The 19,747-nt window shown below is 47.2% G+C and carries 16 protein-coding genes; 8 read left to right on the forward strand and 8 right to left on the reverse strand.

Translation table 11 applies throughout. From position 1 onward, the window contains the following. Positions 1 to 134: 134 nt before the first annotated feature. The 6 genes from B0475_RS03110 (at position 135) to B0475_RS03135 (ending at position 10,509) form a co-directional block, all read left to right on the forward strand. Positions 135 to 1,241, forward strand: a complete 1,107-nt coding sequence (locus tag B0475_RS03110; RefSeq protein ID WP_077409975.1) for an efflux RND transporter periplasmic adaptor subunit — start codon at positions 135 to 137, stop codon at positions 1,239 to 1,241. 1 nt (position 1,242) lies between these two features. Then, positions 1,243 to 4,377 (forward strand): efflux RND transporter permease subunit, encoded by a 3,135-nt coding sequence (locus B0475_RS03115; protein WP_077409976.1) that lies wholly within the window; start codon positions 1,243 to 1,245, stop codon positions 4,375 to 4,377. A gap of 72 nt (positions 4,378 to 4,449) precedes the next feature. After that, positions 4,450 to 5,028 carry a TetR/AcrR family transcriptional regulator gene (locus B0475_RS03120; RefSeq protein WP_077409977.1) on the forward strand — a complete coding sequence of 193 codons (579 nt, stop codon included), beginning with the start codon at positions 4,450 to 4,452 and terminating at the stop codon, positions 5,026 to 5,028. After that, positions 5,025 to 6,080, forward strand: a complete 1,056-nt coding sequence (locus B0475_RS03125; RefSeq protein WP_077409978.1) for an efflux RND transporter periplasmic adaptor subunit — start codon at positions 5,025 to 5,027, stop codon at positions 6,078 to 6,080. Before B0475_RS03120 ends, B0475_RS03125 begins: the two co-directional genes overlap by 4 nt. Further along, a complete protein-coding gene (locus tag B0475_RS03130) occupies positions 6,077 to 9,079 on the forward strand; it encodes an efflux RND transporter permease subunit (RefSeq protein ID WP_077409979.1) in 3,003 nt (1,000 codons plus the stop codon). The genes B0475_RS03125 and B0475_RS03130 overlap by 4 nt, the downstream gene beginning before the upstream one ends. Next, positions 9,076 to 10,509, forward strand: coding sequence for a protein adenylyltransferase SelO (locus B0475_RS03135; protein ID WP_198538091.1), 1,434 nt, complete (start codon positions 9,076 to 9,078; stop codon positions 10,507 to 10,509). Before B0475_RS03130 ends, B0475_RS03135 begins: the two co-directional genes overlap by 4 nt. Positions 10,510 to 10,513: 4 nt before the next feature. Here B0475_RS03135 and B0475_RS03140 read toward each other — a convergent pair whose 3' ends face one another. Genes B0475_RS03140 through trpS form a run of 6 tightly spaced genes read right to left on the reverse strand, consistent with a single transcriptional unit; the run spans position 10,514 to position 16,798 of the window. Beyond that, a complete protein-coding gene (locus tag B0475_RS03140; protein WP_077409980.1) occupies positions 10,514 to 11,878 on the reverse strand; it encodes a choice-of-anchor B family protein in 1,365 nt (454 codons plus the stop codon). Next, positions 11,856 to 13,112 (reverse strand): metal-dependent hydrolase family protein, encoded by a 1,257-nt coding sequence (locus tag B0475_RS03145; protein WP_077409981.1) that lies wholly within the window; start codon positions 13,110 to 13,112, stop codon positions 11,856 to 11,858. The genes B0475_RS03140 and B0475_RS03145 overlap by 23 nt, the downstream gene beginning before the upstream one ends. Positions 13,113 to 13,114: 2 nt before the next feature. Beyond that, the gene (locus B0475_RS03150) at positions 13,115 to 14,419 is read right to left on the reverse strand and encodes an aminopeptidase P N-terminal domain-containing protein (protein WP_077409982.1); all 1,305 of its coding nucleotides are present in this window, start codon (positions 14,417 to 14,419) and stop codon (positions 13,115 to 13,117) included. Beyond that, positions 14,420 to 14,734 carry an MGMT family protein gene (locus B0475_RS03155; RefSeq protein WP_077409983.1) on the reverse strand — a complete coding sequence of 105 codons (315 nt, stop codon included), beginning with the start codon at positions 14,732 to 14,734 and terminating at the stop codon, positions 14,420 to 14,422. Between the two features lie 37 nt (positions 14,735 to 14,771). Beyond that, complete coding sequence (locus tag B0475_RS03160) at positions 14,772 to 15,749, reverse strand: hypothetical protein (RefSeq protein ID WP_077409984.1); 978 nt, start codon at positions 15,747 to 15,749, stop codon at positions 14,772 to 14,774. Between the two features lie 44 nt (positions 15,750 to 15,793). Further along, complete coding sequence (trpS, locus tag B0475_RS03165; RefSeq protein WP_077409985.1) at positions 15,794 to 16,798, reverse strand: tryptophan--tRNA ligase; 1,005 nt, start codon at positions 16,796 to 16,798, stop codon at positions 15,794 to 15,796. A gap of 93 nt (positions 16,799 to 16,891) precedes the next feature. On the opposite strand from trpS, the gene B0475_RS03170 reads away from it, so the two are divergent. Further along, a complete protein-coding gene (locus tag B0475_RS03170) occupies positions 16,892 to 17,173 on the forward strand; it encodes a hypothetical protein (protein WP_077409986.1) in 282 nt (93 codons plus the stop codon). A gap of 51 nt (positions 17,174 to 17,224) precedes the next feature. Next, a complete protein-coding gene (metJ, locus tag B0475_RS03175) occupies positions 17,225 to 17,497 on the forward strand; it encodes a met regulon transcriptional regulator MetJ (protein ID WP_077409987.1) in 273 nt (90 codons plus the stop codon). A gap of 13 nt (positions 17,498 to 17,510) precedes the next feature. Here metJ and B0475_RS03180 read toward each other — a convergent pair whose 3' ends face one another. Then, a complete protein-coding gene (locus B0475_RS03180; RefSeq protein WP_077409988.1) occupies positions 17,511 to 18,578 on the reverse strand; it encodes an MBL fold metallo-hydrolase in 1,068 nt (355 codons plus the stop codon). Next, a complete protein-coding gene (locus B0475_RS03185) occupies positions 18,575 to 19,699 on the reverse strand; it encodes an ADP-ribosylglycohydrolase family protein (RefSeq protein WP_077409989.1) in 1,125 nt (374 codons plus the stop codon). The genes B0475_RS03180 and B0475_RS03185 overlap by 4 nt, the downstream gene beginning before the upstream one ends. Positions 19,700 to 19,747 lie beyond the last annotated feature (48 nt).

A 19,747-nucleotide genomic window follows, 5' to 3' on the forward strand; every position in this document is an offset into this window, starting at 1 on the left:
ATATCAGGAGTCCCCTTGATCAAATGAAAGCTGAAAATTTTAGCATTTCTGACCATCAATTGCTGGCCAAAACGAATCACATTTTTTTCACAACACCCATCTATAATTCAAACATTGTACCTGCCTGAATTCTTATGCTGAAAAAACTCATCGGTCCTGTCATTATCATTATCGCCGTCCTGGTTGTGCTGGTGATGATCAAAAACAAACCCCGACCAGAAACTCAGGAATCGGTGAAGGACAACACACTGAAACTATTGACTCAAGACATCACAGCGGCGACTCATCCGTTGTTGATTGAAGCCGAGGGATTCGTTTCGTCCCGGTGGCAAACAACCCTCAGCGCTGAGGTCAGCGGTACCGTCATTGCTGTGAGTGATCAATTCCTGGCAGGTCGCCGTTTTATGGCAGGCGATGTGTTGGTCAGTCTTGACCCATTGCCTTATGAAGTACAACTGGCCAGGGCCCAGGCCAATTTGAGTGATGCTGAAACCAGGCTGGTTGAAGAACAAAAACAAGCAGCCCGGGCAGAAAAAGACTGGTATCGAATCAACCCCAACCGGGAGCCTACCGATTTCAATCTCAGGAAACCACAGCTCAAAGCTGCCGAAAACAACTTGTTGGCCGCCAGGCAAGACCTCAGACTCGCGAATGACAACCTCCGCAAAACCCGCATCAGAGCGCCTTATGATGGCTTTTCCCTGTCCCGGAATGTAGACCTGGGTGAAGCCGTTCAGATTGGCACGGTGCTGGGAGAGTTGGTTGCTGGTAAACAACTTCAGGTGAGGTCATCCCTGACCACTTCCGAAGCCAGTTTGCTTGAACAGCAAGCACCGTTTAAAATCACCTTGACTGATCAGTCCGGACAAAGCTGGCAAGCCACTGAAGTCCGGTTTGAACCATTCATTGACAGCAACAATCGCTGGAGAACAGTGATCATCGAACTGGAAAATGATCGCCCTGCTCCTGTATATGGTGCATTTTTACAGGTTATGTTTTCGGTGCAGAACAATCAACCACTGATGAAAATTCCAGAAACGGCGATCAGCATAGACGGCAGCGTCTGGTATATCCTTAATGGTCTGACAGCCAAACTCAATCCTCAGGTCATTTATCAGCGAGCAGGTCATTACTATATCCAGCCACCCAATGAGACCGATAAACTTGAGCTCATCAGTTCACCACCGAACAGCCTGACCTCCGGCATACCGGTTGTGAGTGCCACAGAAACAGGTGAATAAGGTGAAACAAATTAATCAGGGTACCACTGGATTCATTGCCTGGTTCACCCGTAACCCAGTGGCCGCTAACCTGCTGATGGCCTTCATCCTGGTGGCAGGTTTCATGACTGCTCTGAATATCAGAACCGAAGCCTTTCCAGCCTTCCCGCCAAATTCAGTGAACATCGATGTGACCTTCATAGGTGGTACGCCGGCTGAAGTCGAAGAAGGTGTTACCATCAAAATTGAAGAAGCCCTGGAAGGGATTGAAGGGATCAAAGAGATCAGCAGCTCTGTCAGTGGTAGCGGTACGTCGGTGACAGTCACTGCCGTTGAAGGCTACGAATTAAAACGTCTTAAAGACGACATCAAACTGAACATTGATGCCATCAGTAGTTTTCCAGATCAGGCAGAGAAACCAGTGATCAAGGAACAGGTGTTTGAACGTCGGGTATTGAGTCTTGAACTGTATGGCGACAGTGATCACTCATCCATGAAAAAAGTGGCTGAGCGGGTGCGCGATGAATTGATGAAAGCCGATGGCATCAATAAAGTTGACATCACCGGAGCCAAAGCCTATGAAATCAGCATTGAAGTCAGTGAACGCACACTGCGGGAATACAACTTAACCCTGCAGGACATAGCCAGGTCCATCCAGAATAACTCGGTGAACCTGTCAGGTGGCAGCATCACATCCGACCAAAGAACCATCAACATCAAAACCGACGAACAGGCGTATTATGGCCCTGAATTTGCCCGTCTTGTGGTTGGGCAGTCAGCCACAGGAAAGCCGTTGTTGCTTGAGGATGTGGCCGTCATCAACGATGGTTTTGCAGAGCGTCGTACCTTTTCCAGATACAATGGCAAACCATCTATTCAATTGCAAGTTAAACTCCTGAGCAGCGACAGCATCACCCGTGCGGCGGCGGATGTCAAAGCAAAAATCGCCCAAGTAAAATCTCAAAATTGGTTTCCTGAAAACATTCAGACAGCCATTTGGAACGACGAATCAGAGGTCATCAGAGATCGGTTGTCGTTGATGATGAGCAATGCCCTGACCGGTATTGTGCTGGTGTTGATCATGTTGACTTTGTTTTTGCACCTGAAAGTGGCATTCTGGGTTGCGCTGGGTATTCCCATTGCTTTTGCCGGTGCATTGTTTGTACTGGGTCCCGCTGTGGCTGACTATTCTCTGAATGTACTGACCACATTTGGCTTCATTGTGGTGCTTGGGATTGTGGTAGATGACGCCATTGTGATCGGTGAAAATATTTATTCTGCCAAGCAAGAATCCGGATTGGGCGACCCTGACCCGGTAGGCACCACCATCAAAGCCACCCAAAACGTTGCCATTCCTGCAACATTTGGGGTGCTCACCACGGTGGCTGCCTTTTTACCCCTGACCCTGATCAGTTCTCAATTTGGGGAAATACTGGGTTCCATTGCAGCGGTGGTGATTTTTTGTTTGCTGTTTTCACTGGTCGAATCCAAGTGGATTTTACCGGCTCACCTGGCGCACATCAAAATTGCAGAACCAGACAATCAACACAGTCATTGGTGGCAAAGGTTTCAAAACCGCATTGATGAGGGCTTACATCATTTTATTCGACAACGATACCGTCCGTTCCTGCATCGGGCCATCACTCACAAAGCACTGACCCTCAGTTGTTTCATTGCCCTCTTCATACTCACCGTTGGACTGGTTCCCGGAGGCCTGGTAAGAACCAGCTTCTTTCCGGATGTAGAACAAGAAACATCCGTTGCTGATCTGGAAATGCAAAGTGGCCTGGGAGCCTTGATCACAGACGAAACAACCCGCAAAATTGAACAGGCTGCTTTGCAGGTTAATCAACAGGCCTATGATTTATTTGGCACTGACAATCCCCCCATACAATCGGTTTATGCGTTCAACACCACAGATCAGAAAAGCAAAACTTATATTCAGTTGGCAGTGGATCCAGATCGTGCGTACAGCAGCCAGGAAGTGGTCAATGCCTGGCGCAAAAACATGGGTGAATTACCCGGTGTTAAGTCACTGGAAGTCTATGCACTAGGCCCTGGCAGTGGAGTTGACATTCGCCTTGAGTTATCATCTGCGAACGATCAGGCGCTGGCCACCGCGGCCAGTGAATTACGTCAAAAACTGGCTGAATATCAAGGTGTTTATGACCTGAAAACCAACTACGATGAAGGCACTCCTGAATTTGCATTTACTTTGAATCAACTTGGTCAGTCCCTTGGTCTGAATCAAGCTGATGTGGCCCGCCAGATCCGTTATGCCTTGTTTGGATTTGAAGCACAGCGTATCCAACGCGGTAAAGATGAAATCAGGGTCAAAGTACGGTATCCTGAAAGCGAACGGGATCAACTCACAGATTTAAACCATATTCGCATCACAACTGCCAATGGTGCCACCATCCCCTTATACGAAATTGCTGAATTCTCTCCGCAGTTGGCCTTATCTGAAATTACCCGATACAACAAAAAACGAGTGGTTTATGTCAGTGGCCGCGTGGATAAAATACGCACCAGCAGCAGTGAAATTCTGGCTGATCTTAATGCCACTTACCTGGACAACATGCGACAGCGTTATCCAGACATTGACATTGATTTTGGCGGTCAATCCCGTGAACAAAGTGCTGCAACTGCGTCACTGATACAGGGGTTTGGCTTGTCCCTGATTTTGATTTATGCCCTGCTCGCCATTCCTTTGAAATCATATGTACAGCCCCTGATTATCATGAGCGTAATTCCATTCGGTATCATTGGTGCTATTTTGGGTCATTGGTTTCTGGGCATACCTTTGGGCCTGTTATCGTTTTTTGGCATCCTCGCGCTCAGCGGAGTGGTGGTCAATGACTCATTGGTTTTGGTCAATCGATACAACGAATACAAAGCAGAAGGCCTGAATTACTACGATGCCATTAAAATGGCTGCTCAATCTCGCTTCAGAGCAATTATCCTTACTTCATTGACCACTTTCATGGGGCTTTCTCCACTGGTTTTTGAACAATCTTTTCAAGCTCAGTTCTTGGTTCCCATGGCAGTTTCACTGGCGTTTGGCATATTGTTTGCCACCCTCATCACTTTGCTTATCGTGCCCACCATGGTCGGTATTGTTGAACGTTTAAACGGATCATTGCCAGCTGATCAATGAATGGCTGGATGAATTACTTGTTTTTTACAACCAATTGTTGACCGATCGGTCAGTCAAATCTATAATGTACCCATGGAAATTTCAAAAAAAGACAATATTCTGAATGAAGCCCTGGCTCTATTTGCCACGCATGGTTTTGCCCACGTATCAATATCGATGATTGCCAAACAAGCCAAAGTTACCAAAAGCCTGATTTTTCATCATTTTGAAAACAAAGAGCACTTATGGGAAACAGTTAAAGAAGTGTTTTTTAAAAAATACGCTGACAATCAAATGAATTTATTTGAGTCTGAATCAGACCCCATTGAACTGATCAGAAAATCGATGCGCTACTATTTTGACTTTGTCAGAAACAATCCAATGGTTCCACGGTTTTTTGCCTACGCGCATTTGGAAAATGATGAAAACTGTGGACGTCTTGACCAACCACTCATGCAACGAGGTGGTGAACTTATTCGCCAGGCTCAGGAACATGGCCTGATGCGAAAGAACTTTAATCCGGTTGTGCTGGTGATGAACTTCATTACTGTCATCAACCAATATTTCATTGCTGAATGCCATTTTAAGCACTGGGACAATGGCCTCTATCAAGATCCTGATACATTCATCAACGATTTCATCGAAATCACCATCCAGGGAATTCAACCATGAAAATCAGAACCCTTTTCATAGCCGGCATGTTTATTGTTTTACTGACAGGCTGCGATCATCAAGCGTCAGAGCAACAAGACAATGCAGAACAAATCACTTATGGATCAGCTGAATTCAGCCCCAATGAACAATATAAAGTTCATCAGGTAGCTGCATTTGTGGTACCCACTGACCAAGCCAGTTTGTCATTTCAGGTCAGTGGCGTGATCACCAGACAGTGGATCAATATTGGCGACTCAGTAGAACCAGAGCAACCATTATTCAGCATCAGCAACCCTTCACTGGAGCCCCAAATTGCTCAATTTGAAAGTCAGATAGAAGCCATAGAAGCCACATTGGAACAAAATCGGGCGGAAGTAAAAAGGGTCAAAAACCTGAAAAAAACCAACGCGGTCAGCCAAAATGAACTGGATCGCCTGACCAATCAACAAGACAATCTGCAAGCCACCAAGAAAAGCTTGCAGGCTCAACTCGAACAAGCCCAGTCAATGTATGATGAAACAGTACTGAAAGCGCCATTTGCTGGTAATGTGGCGGAAATTTATAAGGAAAATGGTGAAGTCATCAGTCCAGGTGAGCCCATCATGGTTTTGGGTGGGATCACATCGCTCGAAGCCCCCATCTACCTGCCCTCTTTCCTGCATAGAAACATCAGCCCTGGACAGCAATTACCCGTGCGTTATGAAAATCATGTACTCACAGCAACCGTCAAAGAAATCAGTCAAACAGCTAATCCACAATCACAGTTATTCAAAGTCATGATTGAAGTACCCATAGCGCACCAGATTAAATCGGGTGAAAAAGTCACTGTTCAATTAAAAGAGCACATTGGTCAGTACTACCGCTTACCCATTGAAAGCGTGATTGACGATGGCATCAATGATCCGTTTGTGTTGTTGATCGTTAATAATCAGGTCATTCAGACACACATCACACTGATAGACATCGAAAACAATGAGGTCATCGTTGAATTACCACATCAAGGCACCATTGAAGTGGTCACTTCTGGCCAGGTAAACCTGTCACCTAATCAACGGATCAACCAGTCATGAGTGTGGTCAGGGTCCTGGTTGGACAAAAAAGACTGATCCTCACAACGGCCATTTTTCTGGCACTGTTCGGAATATTTTCATGGTCCAGCATGAACCGGCAGGAAGACCCATTCTTCCCCTATCGGCAGGGATTTGTGCTCGTACAGTACCCCGGGGCGGATGTAAAAAAAATCGAAAAACAAGTCCTTAAACCCCTTGAAGAAGAATTGGCACAAATCGAAGAAATTGACGAAATCAGGGCGACGGTTCGCTCTGGATTTGTCCAGGTTATCGTTAAAATGCTGGATCACATCACTGACACTGATTTGGTATGGGACCGGGTCAGGCGGGCGGTAGATAAGGCCGAAGTACAGTTTCCGGACGGTGTTGTAAAGCCGAGCGTGGAAGATCGGTTACTGGACACGGCTGTGGCCGTTTATTCGCTTTCTGGCATCAATGACATCATGCAATTGCGAGATGCCGCCAAGTCCATTAAAAACCGCATGTTCAACTTACCGGGCATCGGTAAAGTGTCCTTATATGGAATGCCTGAAGAACAAGTCACCATTACCCTGAAAGAATCATTCAATAACAGTGCCATCATCAACCATGAATCAGTGGCCAGACAAATCAATGAACGCACCAAAGCGCAACCGATCAATGCCTTGCATGTGGGAAACAATCGCATCAACCTGGATGCTCATACTGAGTTTCAATCCATTGAGGAAATTAAAAACACCAGCATTGAACTGACTAATGGTGAACAATTACCCTTGTCGGCACTGGCAGACATCCGCCTGGAGGCTGAAAATGTGTCCAATTCGGGGTTCTGGCACCACAGTGAGCGGGCCATTGCCTTGTCTTTGTATGTGCCCATCAATCAACTCAATGTGGTTGATTTTGGCGCTTCACTGAGGGATTACATGGATGACATCCGTGATTTATATCCTGATGTAACCATAGAAGAAGTGTTTTTTCAGCCTGACCGGGTAAAAGACCGCATTCAGGAGCTCGGCGGTTCTTTGCTGACTGGAATGGCACTGGTGACCATAATCCTCGCCTTGTTCCTGGGTTTGCGCCCAGGTTTAGTGGTCGCCACCGTGATACCATTGGTTACCTTTTCTTCACTGGCATTATTCAATATGGGTGGTGGTGTGCTGCATCAAATGGCCATCGCTGGTATGGTCATTGGTTTGGGTATGTTGGTGGACAATGCCATTGTGATGGTAGAAAACATACAGTACCACATTGATGAGGGCATGCGGGGCTCAGATGCCTCTGTGACTTCGGTGCGTAATCTGGCCATGTCACTGGGTTCAGCCACCGGTACCACCATTGCAGCATTCATGCCGATGCTGCTCTCCCAGGGGAATTCAGCTGATTTTACCCGGGCCATTCCGACCATGATCATTCTGTCGATCACCGTCAGTTACGTGTATGCCATTCTGGTGACCCCTGCATTCAGTCACATGTTCCTTAAACAACACAAGGAAAATCAGGAATCATCACTCCAAAAACTGGGCCATAAACTTGGCCAGTTGGCTGTTGGTCGCACCAACATCATCATTGCCGGTGCGGTGGTTTTTGTGATGTTTTCAGGTTACATGTTTGGTTTTGTTCAACGTGACTTTTTCCCTGACACCGATCGAAACCAGGTGATCATTGACATCAAGTATCCGGAAAACTCACACATCATTCAAAACACCCAGACCACCCGGGCCATTGCAGCAGAACTGGCCAAGCGTAATCATGTGGAACGCACCGTTACATTTGTCGGTAACTCAGGTCCGGTGTTTTATTACAACCTGGTAGAAAAACCCAGGGCACCTCACATTGCCCGAATTGTCACGATCATTGATGACGTGGCCAATTCTCAGGGCATCATCGAATGGATCACCCGCGAAGTGACACCACAATACCCACAAGCAGAAATTGTGGCCAGGAGACTGGGTCAGGGTCCACCATCAGACGCCCCGATAGAAATCAAAGTCATTGCTGAGGACCGCAAAGACCTCACCGAATCGGTGCGCAAAATTCAAGACCTGCTCAGTCAGACAGAAGGTACCCGAACCCTGCGCAACACCATCGGACTGGGTATGGCCAAACTGACCCTGACACCACACGATGACCTGCTGAATAAAAATGACATCACCAGGGATAAACTTGCCAGTGGTCTGGCACTGCGAACATCAGGACAGGTGATTGGACAATACCGGGGTGATGAAGATCCCATCAACATTGTCATGCAATCACCCGAACATGTGAATTTCAACATTCAGGATCTGGATGACATCTCCATTCACAATGGCGAATACCAGTTGTCGCTCAATGCCCTCACCGATAAACGCATCGAATGGTTACCCGCCTCCATCAATCACATCAACTTACAACGAACTGCATCGGTTTACTCGGAAACCATTGACGGTTATACCTACGATGATGTGTTGGCGAAATTTCTGCCCCAAATGGCTCAGGTTGAACTACCCAAAGGCGTTGATTACTATGTGGCCGGTGCCGTTCAGGAATCCGGGAAAGCCAATCAGTCGCTGGGTAAAGCCCTGCCGATTGGTATCATCATGTTGCTGATCTTTTTATTGATTGAGTTCAACTCATTCAAAAAAATGTTGATCATTCTGATCACCGTTCCGCTGGCATTTGCTGGTGTACCCTTTGGCTTGCTGTTCACCAGCACCCCTTTTGGATTCACCGCAACCCTGGGGGTCCTGGCATTGGTCGGTATTGTGGTCAATAATGCCATTGTGTTGCTCGACCTGATACAAAAACACCAGGACCAGGGTATGGACATGAAAACCGCCATCGAGCTAGCAGTGGCACGACGTACCCGCCCCATCATCCTGACCACACTGACCACCATCGCTGGTTTGTTGCCTTTGGTGATGACCAAATCGACTTTGTGGCCTCCTTTGGCCTGGTCAATCATTTCAGGTTTACTGGTTTCTACCGCCCTGTCATTACTGGTGGTGCCATCCATGTATCAAAAACTCATCAGATCAACATGAGCATCCAACTGACACATCAATACCTCGACCTGGGTCAGGCTTTTTCCAGACCGGTTTTACCTGAGTCTTTCCCGGAGCCGAAACTGCTGCTGTGGAACACAGATCTGGCTGATGAACTTGCGATCAGCGTAACAGCATCAGAACGGGCACAGGTATTCTCCGGCCAACTCCTTGCCAGCGGCTCAAGGCCTGTGGCGATGGCTTACTCAGGCCATCAGTTTGGCCAGTTCAACCCTCAACTTGGCGATGGCAGAGCCCACTTGCTTGGCGAGCATGAATCTGCCAACGGACAACTGGTTGATATTCATTTAAAAGGATCAGGCCGCACACCATTCTCCCGAAATGGTGATGGCAAATGTGGCATCAGACCAGCCGTCAGGGAGTACCTGATGTCAGAAGCCATGCATGCTCTGGGGGTGCCTACCTGCCGCACCCTGGCTGTGGTCAGTACAGGGGAAACAGTGTTCAGGGAACAGCCTGTACCAGGCGCAGTGGTTACCCGTACCGCTGAGTCTCATATCAGGGTCGGTACATTTGAGCATTTTGCGGCCCGGAATCAACCTGCTGAATTAAGTACTCTGGTGGATTTCTGTATCAGCAGACATGACTTTGACACGCCTGAAAGCGGACCTGAAAAATACTTGAGATTTTTCTCCCAAGTTATTGATAAGCAGATAAAATTACTGATCAATTGGATGCGTGTTGGTTTCATTCATGGGGTAATGAACACAGACAATTGTCTGATCTCGGGTCATACCATTGATTATGGGCCTTGTGCCATGCTGGGCGTTTATGATCCACAAACGGTTTACAGTTCCATAGATCATCAGGGACGTTATGCGTTTGGTAATCAGCCAGCCATCACCCATTGGAACCTGGCCCGATTGGCCGAATGCTTACTGCCATTGATAGCGGATGACCAGGACCAGGCAGTGCATCTAATCATGCCATATATTGAAGGTTTCAGTGATCGCTATAATCAGGCTTATCGTCAGATGATGGCACACAAACTGGGTTTCAACACAGCCGATGAAGAAGTCTCTTCCTGCGCGGATGAATTATTGAAGCTGATGCATGCAAATCAAATGGATTACACCCATACCATGACTGCCCTGTTGGACCCGGACAAAGACAAATCGCTGTCAGCATTGAATGCATGGTTGTCAAGCTGGCAACAGTTACTGCATAAATGGAACATCAATAAAGAGCACAGTGTACAGCAGATGAAAGCAAACAACCCACTGGTCATCCCCAGAAATCATCACGTCGAACGAATTCTCAAACAGGTTGAAGAAAATGGTGACCTCAATGAATTGAAAACTTTTTTAAAAGTCCTGAAATCTCCTTATCAAACATCAAAACACATCAGTCAATATCAGGATTTGCCTACAGATCAGGACCAGAATTACCAAACTTATTGCGGAACCTGATGAATCAATCAAGACCACCAATAAAAATCAGGTCTGGTTCAGGCAAATTGGGTCGCAGGATAAATACCCCCCGATTGATGTCTGACACAATCACTACGCCATTGTCAAAAAAGGGGAATACGTTCCAGGCGCCTGGAAAGCCCGGGTTGTCATTGGGCGGATAGGTGTCAAAAAAAGCCACTTCTTTCATTTCAGCATGACGCAAATCGCCCAACTCAAGGATGCGAAGTCCCCGTGAGTAATTGGCCTGGTAAGTTCGCCCATTGAGCACATATTGATTGTGATCAATGGAGGCCCCTGCAGATTCATGATAACCACGGTCTACCGGGACATCAACGTTTCTGAAATCCATCACATATGTTCGGGTGTTGTTGCCATCCCTGAATTCATCTAACTCATCATCAATGATGAAAAATCTTTGGTCAGCAGTTAACCAGCCCTGGTGAGTATACCGATGTCCGGTATAACTGGTTTTGGAAATTTGAGTGGGGTTGATTTTCACCGTTACATCGACCACTGTGACCGTGTCTTCGTTACTCAAAAAACACAGTTCCCTGCCATGATAATCAGGGTCTGGACCAATATAATTGACACATTGGGCATCATGGGTGTAGCCATCACTGTCAAAACAACCGGCATATGTGGGATTGGTTGGGTTATTGATGTTCACCATGTGCAAACTGCCGGCACAGGTATTGCCACCAACCAAATAAGCAAAACCGGTTTCCTGATTGATGATGATGTTATGGGCTTCTCTGAAGTTTTCCTGTTGATACAGCGCATCATGGGTAAAAGTGACCGGAAAATCAACGGCTGTTAACAATCGATTCAGGTCAAACACCTGCATACCATGATTGCCTATTTCATCAGCCACAATGAAAGCGTGGTGGCCATATGTTTTGATGTCACGCCAGGAACTGCTGGAAACGTGGCTGGGTAACTGACCGATATAAACCGGATTGGCCGGATCAGTTACTTCAACAAATGATGTGCCATTGGACCTGCCTACCAAGGCAAAGTACCGATTGCTTTTGGGATCTTTCCAGCCCCAGGAATCAGAACCTTGCCCGCCACCGATGGTTGGTAAATCCAAATGTCCCAGTAAATCAACATGATCACAGGGGAAGACATCAGCCATTCCACCCAAACAGGAACCACTGCCTTTGAATTGGTAGCCCGTATAAGGTTGATCATGAGCGGCATGCATCAATTTGGCAAAATCCATGTCTGGATAGTTTTTACCAATGATGGCTGACCGGCTGGGGGTATGACACGCCTGTACCGGAATCCAGGAGATCAGTAGCACCCACAACACCAATGCATTGAAGTTCACAGGCAAATTCGCTTCATTGTTTGACCACCTGCCCACCTTTGATCACCACTGCAATGTTTTGCATCACTGTAATGTTTTCAATTGGGTTGTCTTCAACGACCACCAAATCAGCATAATACCCAGGCTTGAGTTGTCCCAATTGACTGGCTTGTCCCAACAAGTCTGCCGCATGTAAAGTGGCTGCCTGCAACGCTTCAGCAGGACGCATGCCATTGGCCACCATCAGGGCGAATTCTTCACCATTGCGGCCATGCTCTGAGACGCCACTGTCGGTACCAAAAGCGATCTTTACGCCAGCTTCATATGCCCGGTTAAATGACCCTGCCAGCAAAGGTCCAATGGTCGCTGCTTTGCGAGCCACCACTGCCGGGAAAAAACCTTTAATCCTGGATTTTTCTGTCACCCAGTCTCCTGCAATCAAAGTCGGAACCAGGTATGTGCCATGTTGCTTCATCAGTTTAATGATTTCATCATCCAGGTATGTGCCATGCTCAATACTTGAAACACCAGCCACAATGGCCCGCTTCATACCGCCTTTGCCATGGGCATGGGCGGCCACTTTAAAACCATAGTCATTGGCAGTGGCAATCAAGGCATCCAGTTCTTCATCAGAGAACTGTGCATTGTCGCCACTGGCTGCCTGACTGAGCACACCACCTGTGGCAGTGATTTTAATCAGATCAGCACCGTCCTGGTAACGTTGCCTCACTGCTCTGCGTGCCTCGCCCGTACCGTTCAAAACACCATGCTTTGGGGTGGTGTGTGGAAACAAGCCATCACGATATCCATTGCTGGGGTCAGCATGACCGCCAGTTGTGGCCAGCGACTTGGCGGAGGTGAAAATACGCGGACCAACTACTTTTCCTTTGTTGATGGCATTTCTCAGGGCCACCGATGCATTGAAGGCATCGCCTACATCACGGATGGTGGTAAATCCAGCATCCAGGGTGATGCGGGCATACATCACACCATTAATGGCCACATCAGCTTCATTGTCCTGAAATTTTTCCAGGTATCTGGTGGCACTGTTTTGATGGGTGATGTGGGTGTGCATGTCCATCAACCCAGGCAAGCAGTATGCCTTACTGAAATCATGATCAGCTTCTCCACCATTGTCATCACTGACAGCAGTGATGCGGTCACCCTCGGTGGTGATCAGTTGATTGGCCTTCATTTCGCCACTGGCGGCATCAAACAAGTGACCACAACGAATGGTCTCGGCTGATACCCAGGGACTGGCCATTAACAGGATTAACAACGTTTTTTTCATCTTTAGCCTCTCATTACAGATTCAATTTCAGCGATGGCCTTGGGCGCTTTTTTACTCAAAACCACAGGACCTTTCTTACTGACATGGATGTCATCTTCAATGCGTATGCCCATACCTCGCCACTTTTTGGGTGCTTTGGAATGCTCACTGATATAAATCCCCGGCTCCACTGTCAGCACCATGTTCTCTTCCAACTCGACCCACAAGTCATCAACCCGGTAATCACCACAATCATGCACATCCAGACCCAACCAGTGACCAGTCATGTGCATGTAATAATTGGCATAAGCCTTTTCTTCCAACACCTGTTCCAGAGAACCTTTGAGTATCTTCAGATCCAACAATCCCTGACTGATGGTTTTGACTGCTGCATCATGAAATTCATTCCAGTGACGACCAATCTGAACACAATCAATGGCGTCAAGCTGTGCCTGTAAAACCACCTCATACAAATCTTTTTGACGGGCTGAAAACTGACCGTTTACCGGGAATGTACGGGTGATGTCTGACGCATAAAAGTCGTACTCAGCACCCGCATCTATCAGCACCAGATCATGCTCAAGTAATTGGTGATTGTTGTTGATGTAGTGCAGGATGTTGCCATTTTCTCCACCACCAATGATGGGGGGATAGGCACTGTGTGACTGGTGACTCATCAGGTGATGTTGGTATTCTGCCTGTAAATGAAACTCATAAAGGCCTGGTTCGCAACGTTGCATCATCCTGATATGCGCTTCAGCTGCCAAATTGGCAGATTGCTGTAAACATTTGATCTCAGCACGGCTTTTGTACAGACGCATGTCATGCAAAACATGGGTAATGGAACTGAACTCTTCAGGCGCTTTGGACTTCTGACCTTTGCGTGTTTCGATGGCTTTGACCCACTGTGTGATTTTGTGATCAAAATCATCATTGTCACCAATTTTGAAACACAGTTTTTCACATCCCTGTAACAACAGCGGCAAACGGCGGTCAATTTCCCGGATGTCATAGGCTGCATCAAAACCAAAATCGTCCACAGCACCCTGTGTGCCAGCCATGGGACCGTCCCAAATGATTTTCTTCGGATCTGCTTCCCGGCAAAATAAAATCTGCTCAGCATCTTTTAATCCTGGGAGCAGAACCATCACTGCATCCGGTTCATTGAAACCAGACAAATAATAGAAATCACTGTCCTGACGATAGCCATGAAATACGTCACCATTACGCAAATATTCTGGTCTGCTGGTGAGGATGGTGACGGCACCCTCGCCGGTGATTTTCATTAATTGCTGGCGTCTTTTACGGTATTCCTTTGGGGTTATCATTCAGCCTGAACCTGACCACTGGTAAATAGAAAGATCTATTGTATCACCCAAGCCAAATTCTATGCCTTCCAATTGCAGTTTTTTCTTCTGAACCGAATGACCAGGACGGTCAATTGGAATGGTGATTTTACCTTGTGAACCGATCACCCGATGCCAGGGCAATTGATGTTTTTCTGTGCAACTGTGTAACACCCGTGAGACTTGCCTGGCAGCCCGGTGATTACCGGCCATGGCAGCCACCTGACCATAAGTCACCACTTTGCCGGCGGGTATCCGGCTGATGATGTCAATGATGGCCAGGGTTAATGGCTGCACAGTCAGCAGATCCGTGTTTCAGTTGCGGCTCTCATTTTCATTCAGGCAATTGTTTATCGTCTTTGCCACCGACTTTGGATTTGGCCCAACCCAATGCTTTGTTTTTCATTTCTACAAATTTTTTGGAGCCCCTTTCCAGTTTGGCTTCCCATTCAGGATTTGGCTCTTGTCCCTCGGTGACTTTGAAAAACACCTGCATCAATGCAGTCATGGCAAAGGGATCAATTAAAGCCGCTTTGACGCCCCAGGCCGTAACCACAGCCAATACGAAAGGCCAGAAGCCGCCAGAATATCCACCAAAACTCATCAGGGCGGCCAACGGAGCAAATACGATGATCAACACAATCAGTGACAACACCCAGGTGATGATGGTCAAAAACAAAGCGTTTTTCAGAAATGTTTTGTAATTCTGAGCATACAACACCAATGCTTTGCGTGAATCTTCCCATGGGTTTTCAGAATTATTGCGAATGTAATAAGCCAGAATCACTTCATCAACGTAGGTCAAGGACATGTTTACCACTCCATTAATGAATTGCACCAATGGCTGTGGAATCACCGGCAGGAATGACATCACCCCGGAGAAGATGCGGTTGAAGGTCTTCAAAACCCCTTTGATCAACTGATCCACACCAAACAACACTGAAGACTCTTTGAAACGGTTTTTTACCACTTCCTGAGCGTATTTGATCTGACCTTTACCTTCCGGCATCGGCTCACCATCCAGGTGTTTAACCACCACCGCGATGTGTCCGGCCTTAACCAAATACAACAGGTATTCACGCACGTAATACAGCACCCCGCTGACCAGTGTAAAACCACCGACCATGCCGTAAAAAACACCGGCTTCCGAATTATCTCCTACCTTGCCAAATAAATAGCCCACACCACCACCGGTACCGGTACCCAGAATGTAAGCCAGGGTAATGCCCATATAAATCAGAAATCTGAACAACACAAACTCTTTGGTTTTCCATAAGGTGGACATGACCTGCCCAAATTTAAAATCAACCATTGTTATCCTCTGTTTGTAATCGACGTCTGATACAGACGCCCTGTTTATTTAATCGGTCTGATACCCACAGCTTCCTTCAACCTGGCCAAAAAAGGCGAGGCGAATGCACGGGCTTTGACCGCACCCTTTTGCAGTTCCTGTTCAATTATATCGGGGTTCTCCATCAGGTCATGGTATTTTTCACGGGCAGCTTTTAATTCTGTGTTCACCATCTCAAAAAGTTGCTGCTTGGCAGTACCCCATGCGATGCCGTTGGCAAATTCGGTCTTCATTTCATTCACTTGCTGTTCAGTTGCAAAGGCTTTGTAGATGTCAAACACAAAAGAATCGTTCGGATCTTTGGGCTCGCCTGGCTCAAGCGAGTTGGTTTTGATTTTCATGATGTGCTTACGCAACTGCTTTTCTGTCAGCCACAAAGGGATGGTGTTGTTATAGGATTTGCTCATTTTACGACCATCCAGACCCGGTAAAATAGCTACATTGTCATCGACAATGGTTTTGGGCATGGTGAAATGCTCACCAAAATGATGATTGAATCGCGCCCCGATGTCACGGGCCATTTCCAAATGCTGGGTCTGATCCTTACCCACCGGCACTTCATTGGCATTGAACATCAGGATGTCTGCGGCCATCAGAACCGGATAGCTGAACAGGCCCATGGTGATGCCTTTATCAGGATCATCTTCGCCCTGGTCGGTGTTTTCTGCCACTGCCGCTTTATACGCATGTGCACGGTTCATCAGGCCCTTGGAAGTCATGCAGGTCAGCAGCCAGGTCAGTTCAGGTATTTCCGGAATGTCAGACTGACGATAAAAAATGGCTTTGTCTGTGTCCAGTCCCAGGGCCAGCCAGGTGGCGGCAATTTCTTTGGTAGACTGAGCTATGCGCTCAGGTTCCCAGCACTTGATCATGGCGTGAAAATCTGCCAGAAAGAAATAACTGTTCATGGCCTCATCCTGGCTGCGCAGAATGGCGGGCTTGATGGCCCCCACATAATTGCCCAAATGAGGTGTTCCGGTGGTGGTAATCCCTGTCAAAACGGTGGTCATGTTGTGTCCGCAAATTAATAAAACCGCATTATTGTATTCAACCGCCTGAACTAATTACAATGGATAATTCGATTTATCAAAACCGGAGTACCCATGAAACTGTTGTTATCCTCGTTGTTTACCTTGTTATGCCTGACTTCAGCCCCTGTTCTTGCCAAAAACGAAGCCCAGGAAGCCGCCCAAAAAGGCTTAAAAGCAGTCACTGTATACCTTGATGTCAATTTAATTGCCCGTAAACACCGCGCTGCAAAAAACCTCACGGAGTTACATCAGGAGTTCGCCGCATATGGTTATGAACTGATTCAGGTCAATCCCTATACAGAAAACAGTGACTTGCAGGGGTTTTATGTGTCTTATAAAAAGGCCGCAAATTGATTTCAGAGGTTTCCATGCTAAAATATAAATTTTCTACAAACAGACGTTTATATGGCTTGGAATGGCAAATACATCAATCCTTATGTACCCCATGGTAAAAAAAGTGAGAAGGTCAAGAAAATCACTGTCTCCATACCGTTTGATGTATTAAAAATACTGACCGATGAACGAACCAGACGGCAAGTTTCAAACCTCAAACACGCCACCAACAGTGAATTGCTCTGCGAGGCATTCCTGCATGCCTATACCGGACAGCCGTTACCCACAGATGAAGATCTGAGCAAATCAAACACTGCATATGATCGCAAACTGAAAGGCGAATAACCACCCCATGAGTTTATGGCGGAGACAAAATCCGGGTTTCACCAACTTTCATGGTGATGAAAGGTTTCAGTTCCGGCGTTGACATAACCTCACGTTCCAACCATTCTTTGGGTTCAAGGTAAGGTTCATGGGTCAACAGGAACGTCCCCCAGTGTATACCCAAAGACAAGTTGGAACGCACATCCTGATGAATCTGCACAGCCTGACTCGGGTTGACATGCTGAGGTAACATAAAATATTCAGGGCCATATGCTCCGATGGGAATCAGTGACAGATCGTGTGGCCCCAATTGTTCACCAATGCGTCGAAAATAATCGGCTTCATAACCGGTATCTCCAGCAAACCAGACTTTGAATCCATCGATGTTGACGTGCCAGCTGTTCCATAACGTTTTGTTGGTATCAAACGGCGTTCGTTTAGACCAGTGTCGGGTTGGGGTTGCGGTAACAGTTGTGAATTCATTGTACTGATGGGTTTGCCACCAATCCATCTCTATCACCCGTTGCTCATCGATGTCACGCTTCAAAAACCACTGTTTTAACCCCCATGGCACCAGCCAGGTTACCTGATTGCCGAGTTTGATCACCGTTTCATGGTCCAGGTGATCATAGTGGTTATGGGAAATCACCACCACATCCACAGATGGCAGCTGATCAACCGATAGTGCCGGGGGTATCAGGCGCTCAGGTCCACCGAGGCCAACAGGCGATGCCAATGCACTTAAATGTGGATCAGTCAGAATTGTCACATCCTGGAACTGTATCAATACTGTGGCATGACCCAGCCAGGTAAAACGTGGCAACGCAGCAGGCGCTTGAAGCAATGCCATATCAATTGATTGCTGTTGCTTCATGACCATTTCATTTTCTGGTTGGACAAAAGTACCTTCTCGCCAGCGCATACGCAAGTATGACAGCAAAGGGGAACTGTTTTGTGCCCGTGAAATGAATTGCTTTTCTCCATGATGTGCAGCATCTCCTGGTGGTTTGAGGTATTGGGCAGATCGCCAGCATCCACTGATCAAACCCAACACCACCAGCAAGCCAATCATCAGCCCAAGCACTTTAAGGCTTTTGATCATGATAACAGCTTCAGGTCTTCCAGGATCTGGTCCAAACTCGACCGACAGGTCAGTTGTTGGTATAAATCATCCAGTTCCTGACCATTGACCATGGCCAGTATGGTGGCCAATACAAAGCCACGGTGTACATTGTCGCCACCCAGTTCGGTATTGACCTGTAATGCAGTCAGGGTATCTTCCGGGTATTTATTGGCCAGATAGAGAATTCCCGGCCAACTGTCACTGATGTAACAAGCCGAAGAATACAAGCCGCCGATGACTTGATCGTCCGCCCAGCTGGCTGCAGGACGGCGTTTAAAATGCTTGCCAGCTACCTGCATGAGCACCTTCCTAAGAAGAGTTTGACGTGATTCCAGATCATCTGATTGCCACAGGTCATGTAATAAATCCAGGTATTGAAAACACACACGGATCAACTGATTGTCCGGATGAGTGAGTTTCAGGTGCAGCGCAGCCATTGATTTGATCTCAACCAAAGAATGTCCCGTTTCCATCGCCCACAAAGCCAACGGACCAATCCTGACCAGCCCTCCGATTGATGGTGTGTCATGGGTAACGGCGGCACATTGATGTGCGGCGCGGCCAGCGGCTAAATGGGCGAAAAAACCACGGTGATAGGATTCTGCATAAGTGTCTGGATGATTGGCCGGATCGGCAGTCATTTGTTGGATATAGTGGTTTAAAAAAATGGATTCATCATATTGTTGCCCAGCTGCTCTGATGGCATCAAACATCCACAATACCGTGTGTGCATTCAGGGTGTTTTCGCCAGCCTGCATGTCATGATGATAATGGATGCCGGATTGATCCCACAAGTGGGCTTTGCCTTTGAGAATCACATTACCCACCACTTCAGGGACATTGTTTGCTTGTGAGCCTTGGCGACCGCCGTGGCGCTTGGAATGTAATGACATGATGGCACCGGGATGTCTGGCAGGAGCCGGATGAAATTGCTTGAAACCGTCAGGAAAATCCTTCCTGATGTCTGTGCGTCGGTAATACCAATGAGCTGGCATGGCCAGAGCATCGGCCACAAAAGCATTTCTGATGGCCCTCACAGACCTCGGAACAGTTTGCAAACCCTGCTGTTGGATGCTGTATTGCTTATGAGGGATTGACATGAGAAAAACGGTGTTTAAAAGACAATTATTTTAAACACCGTCAGTGAA

Origin of the sequence: Marinicella sediminis (genome assembly GCF_002000055.1) — a bacterium.
Lineage (GTDB): Bacteria > Pseudomonadota > Gammaproteobacteria > Xanthomonadales > Marinicellaceae > Marinicella > Marinicella sediminis.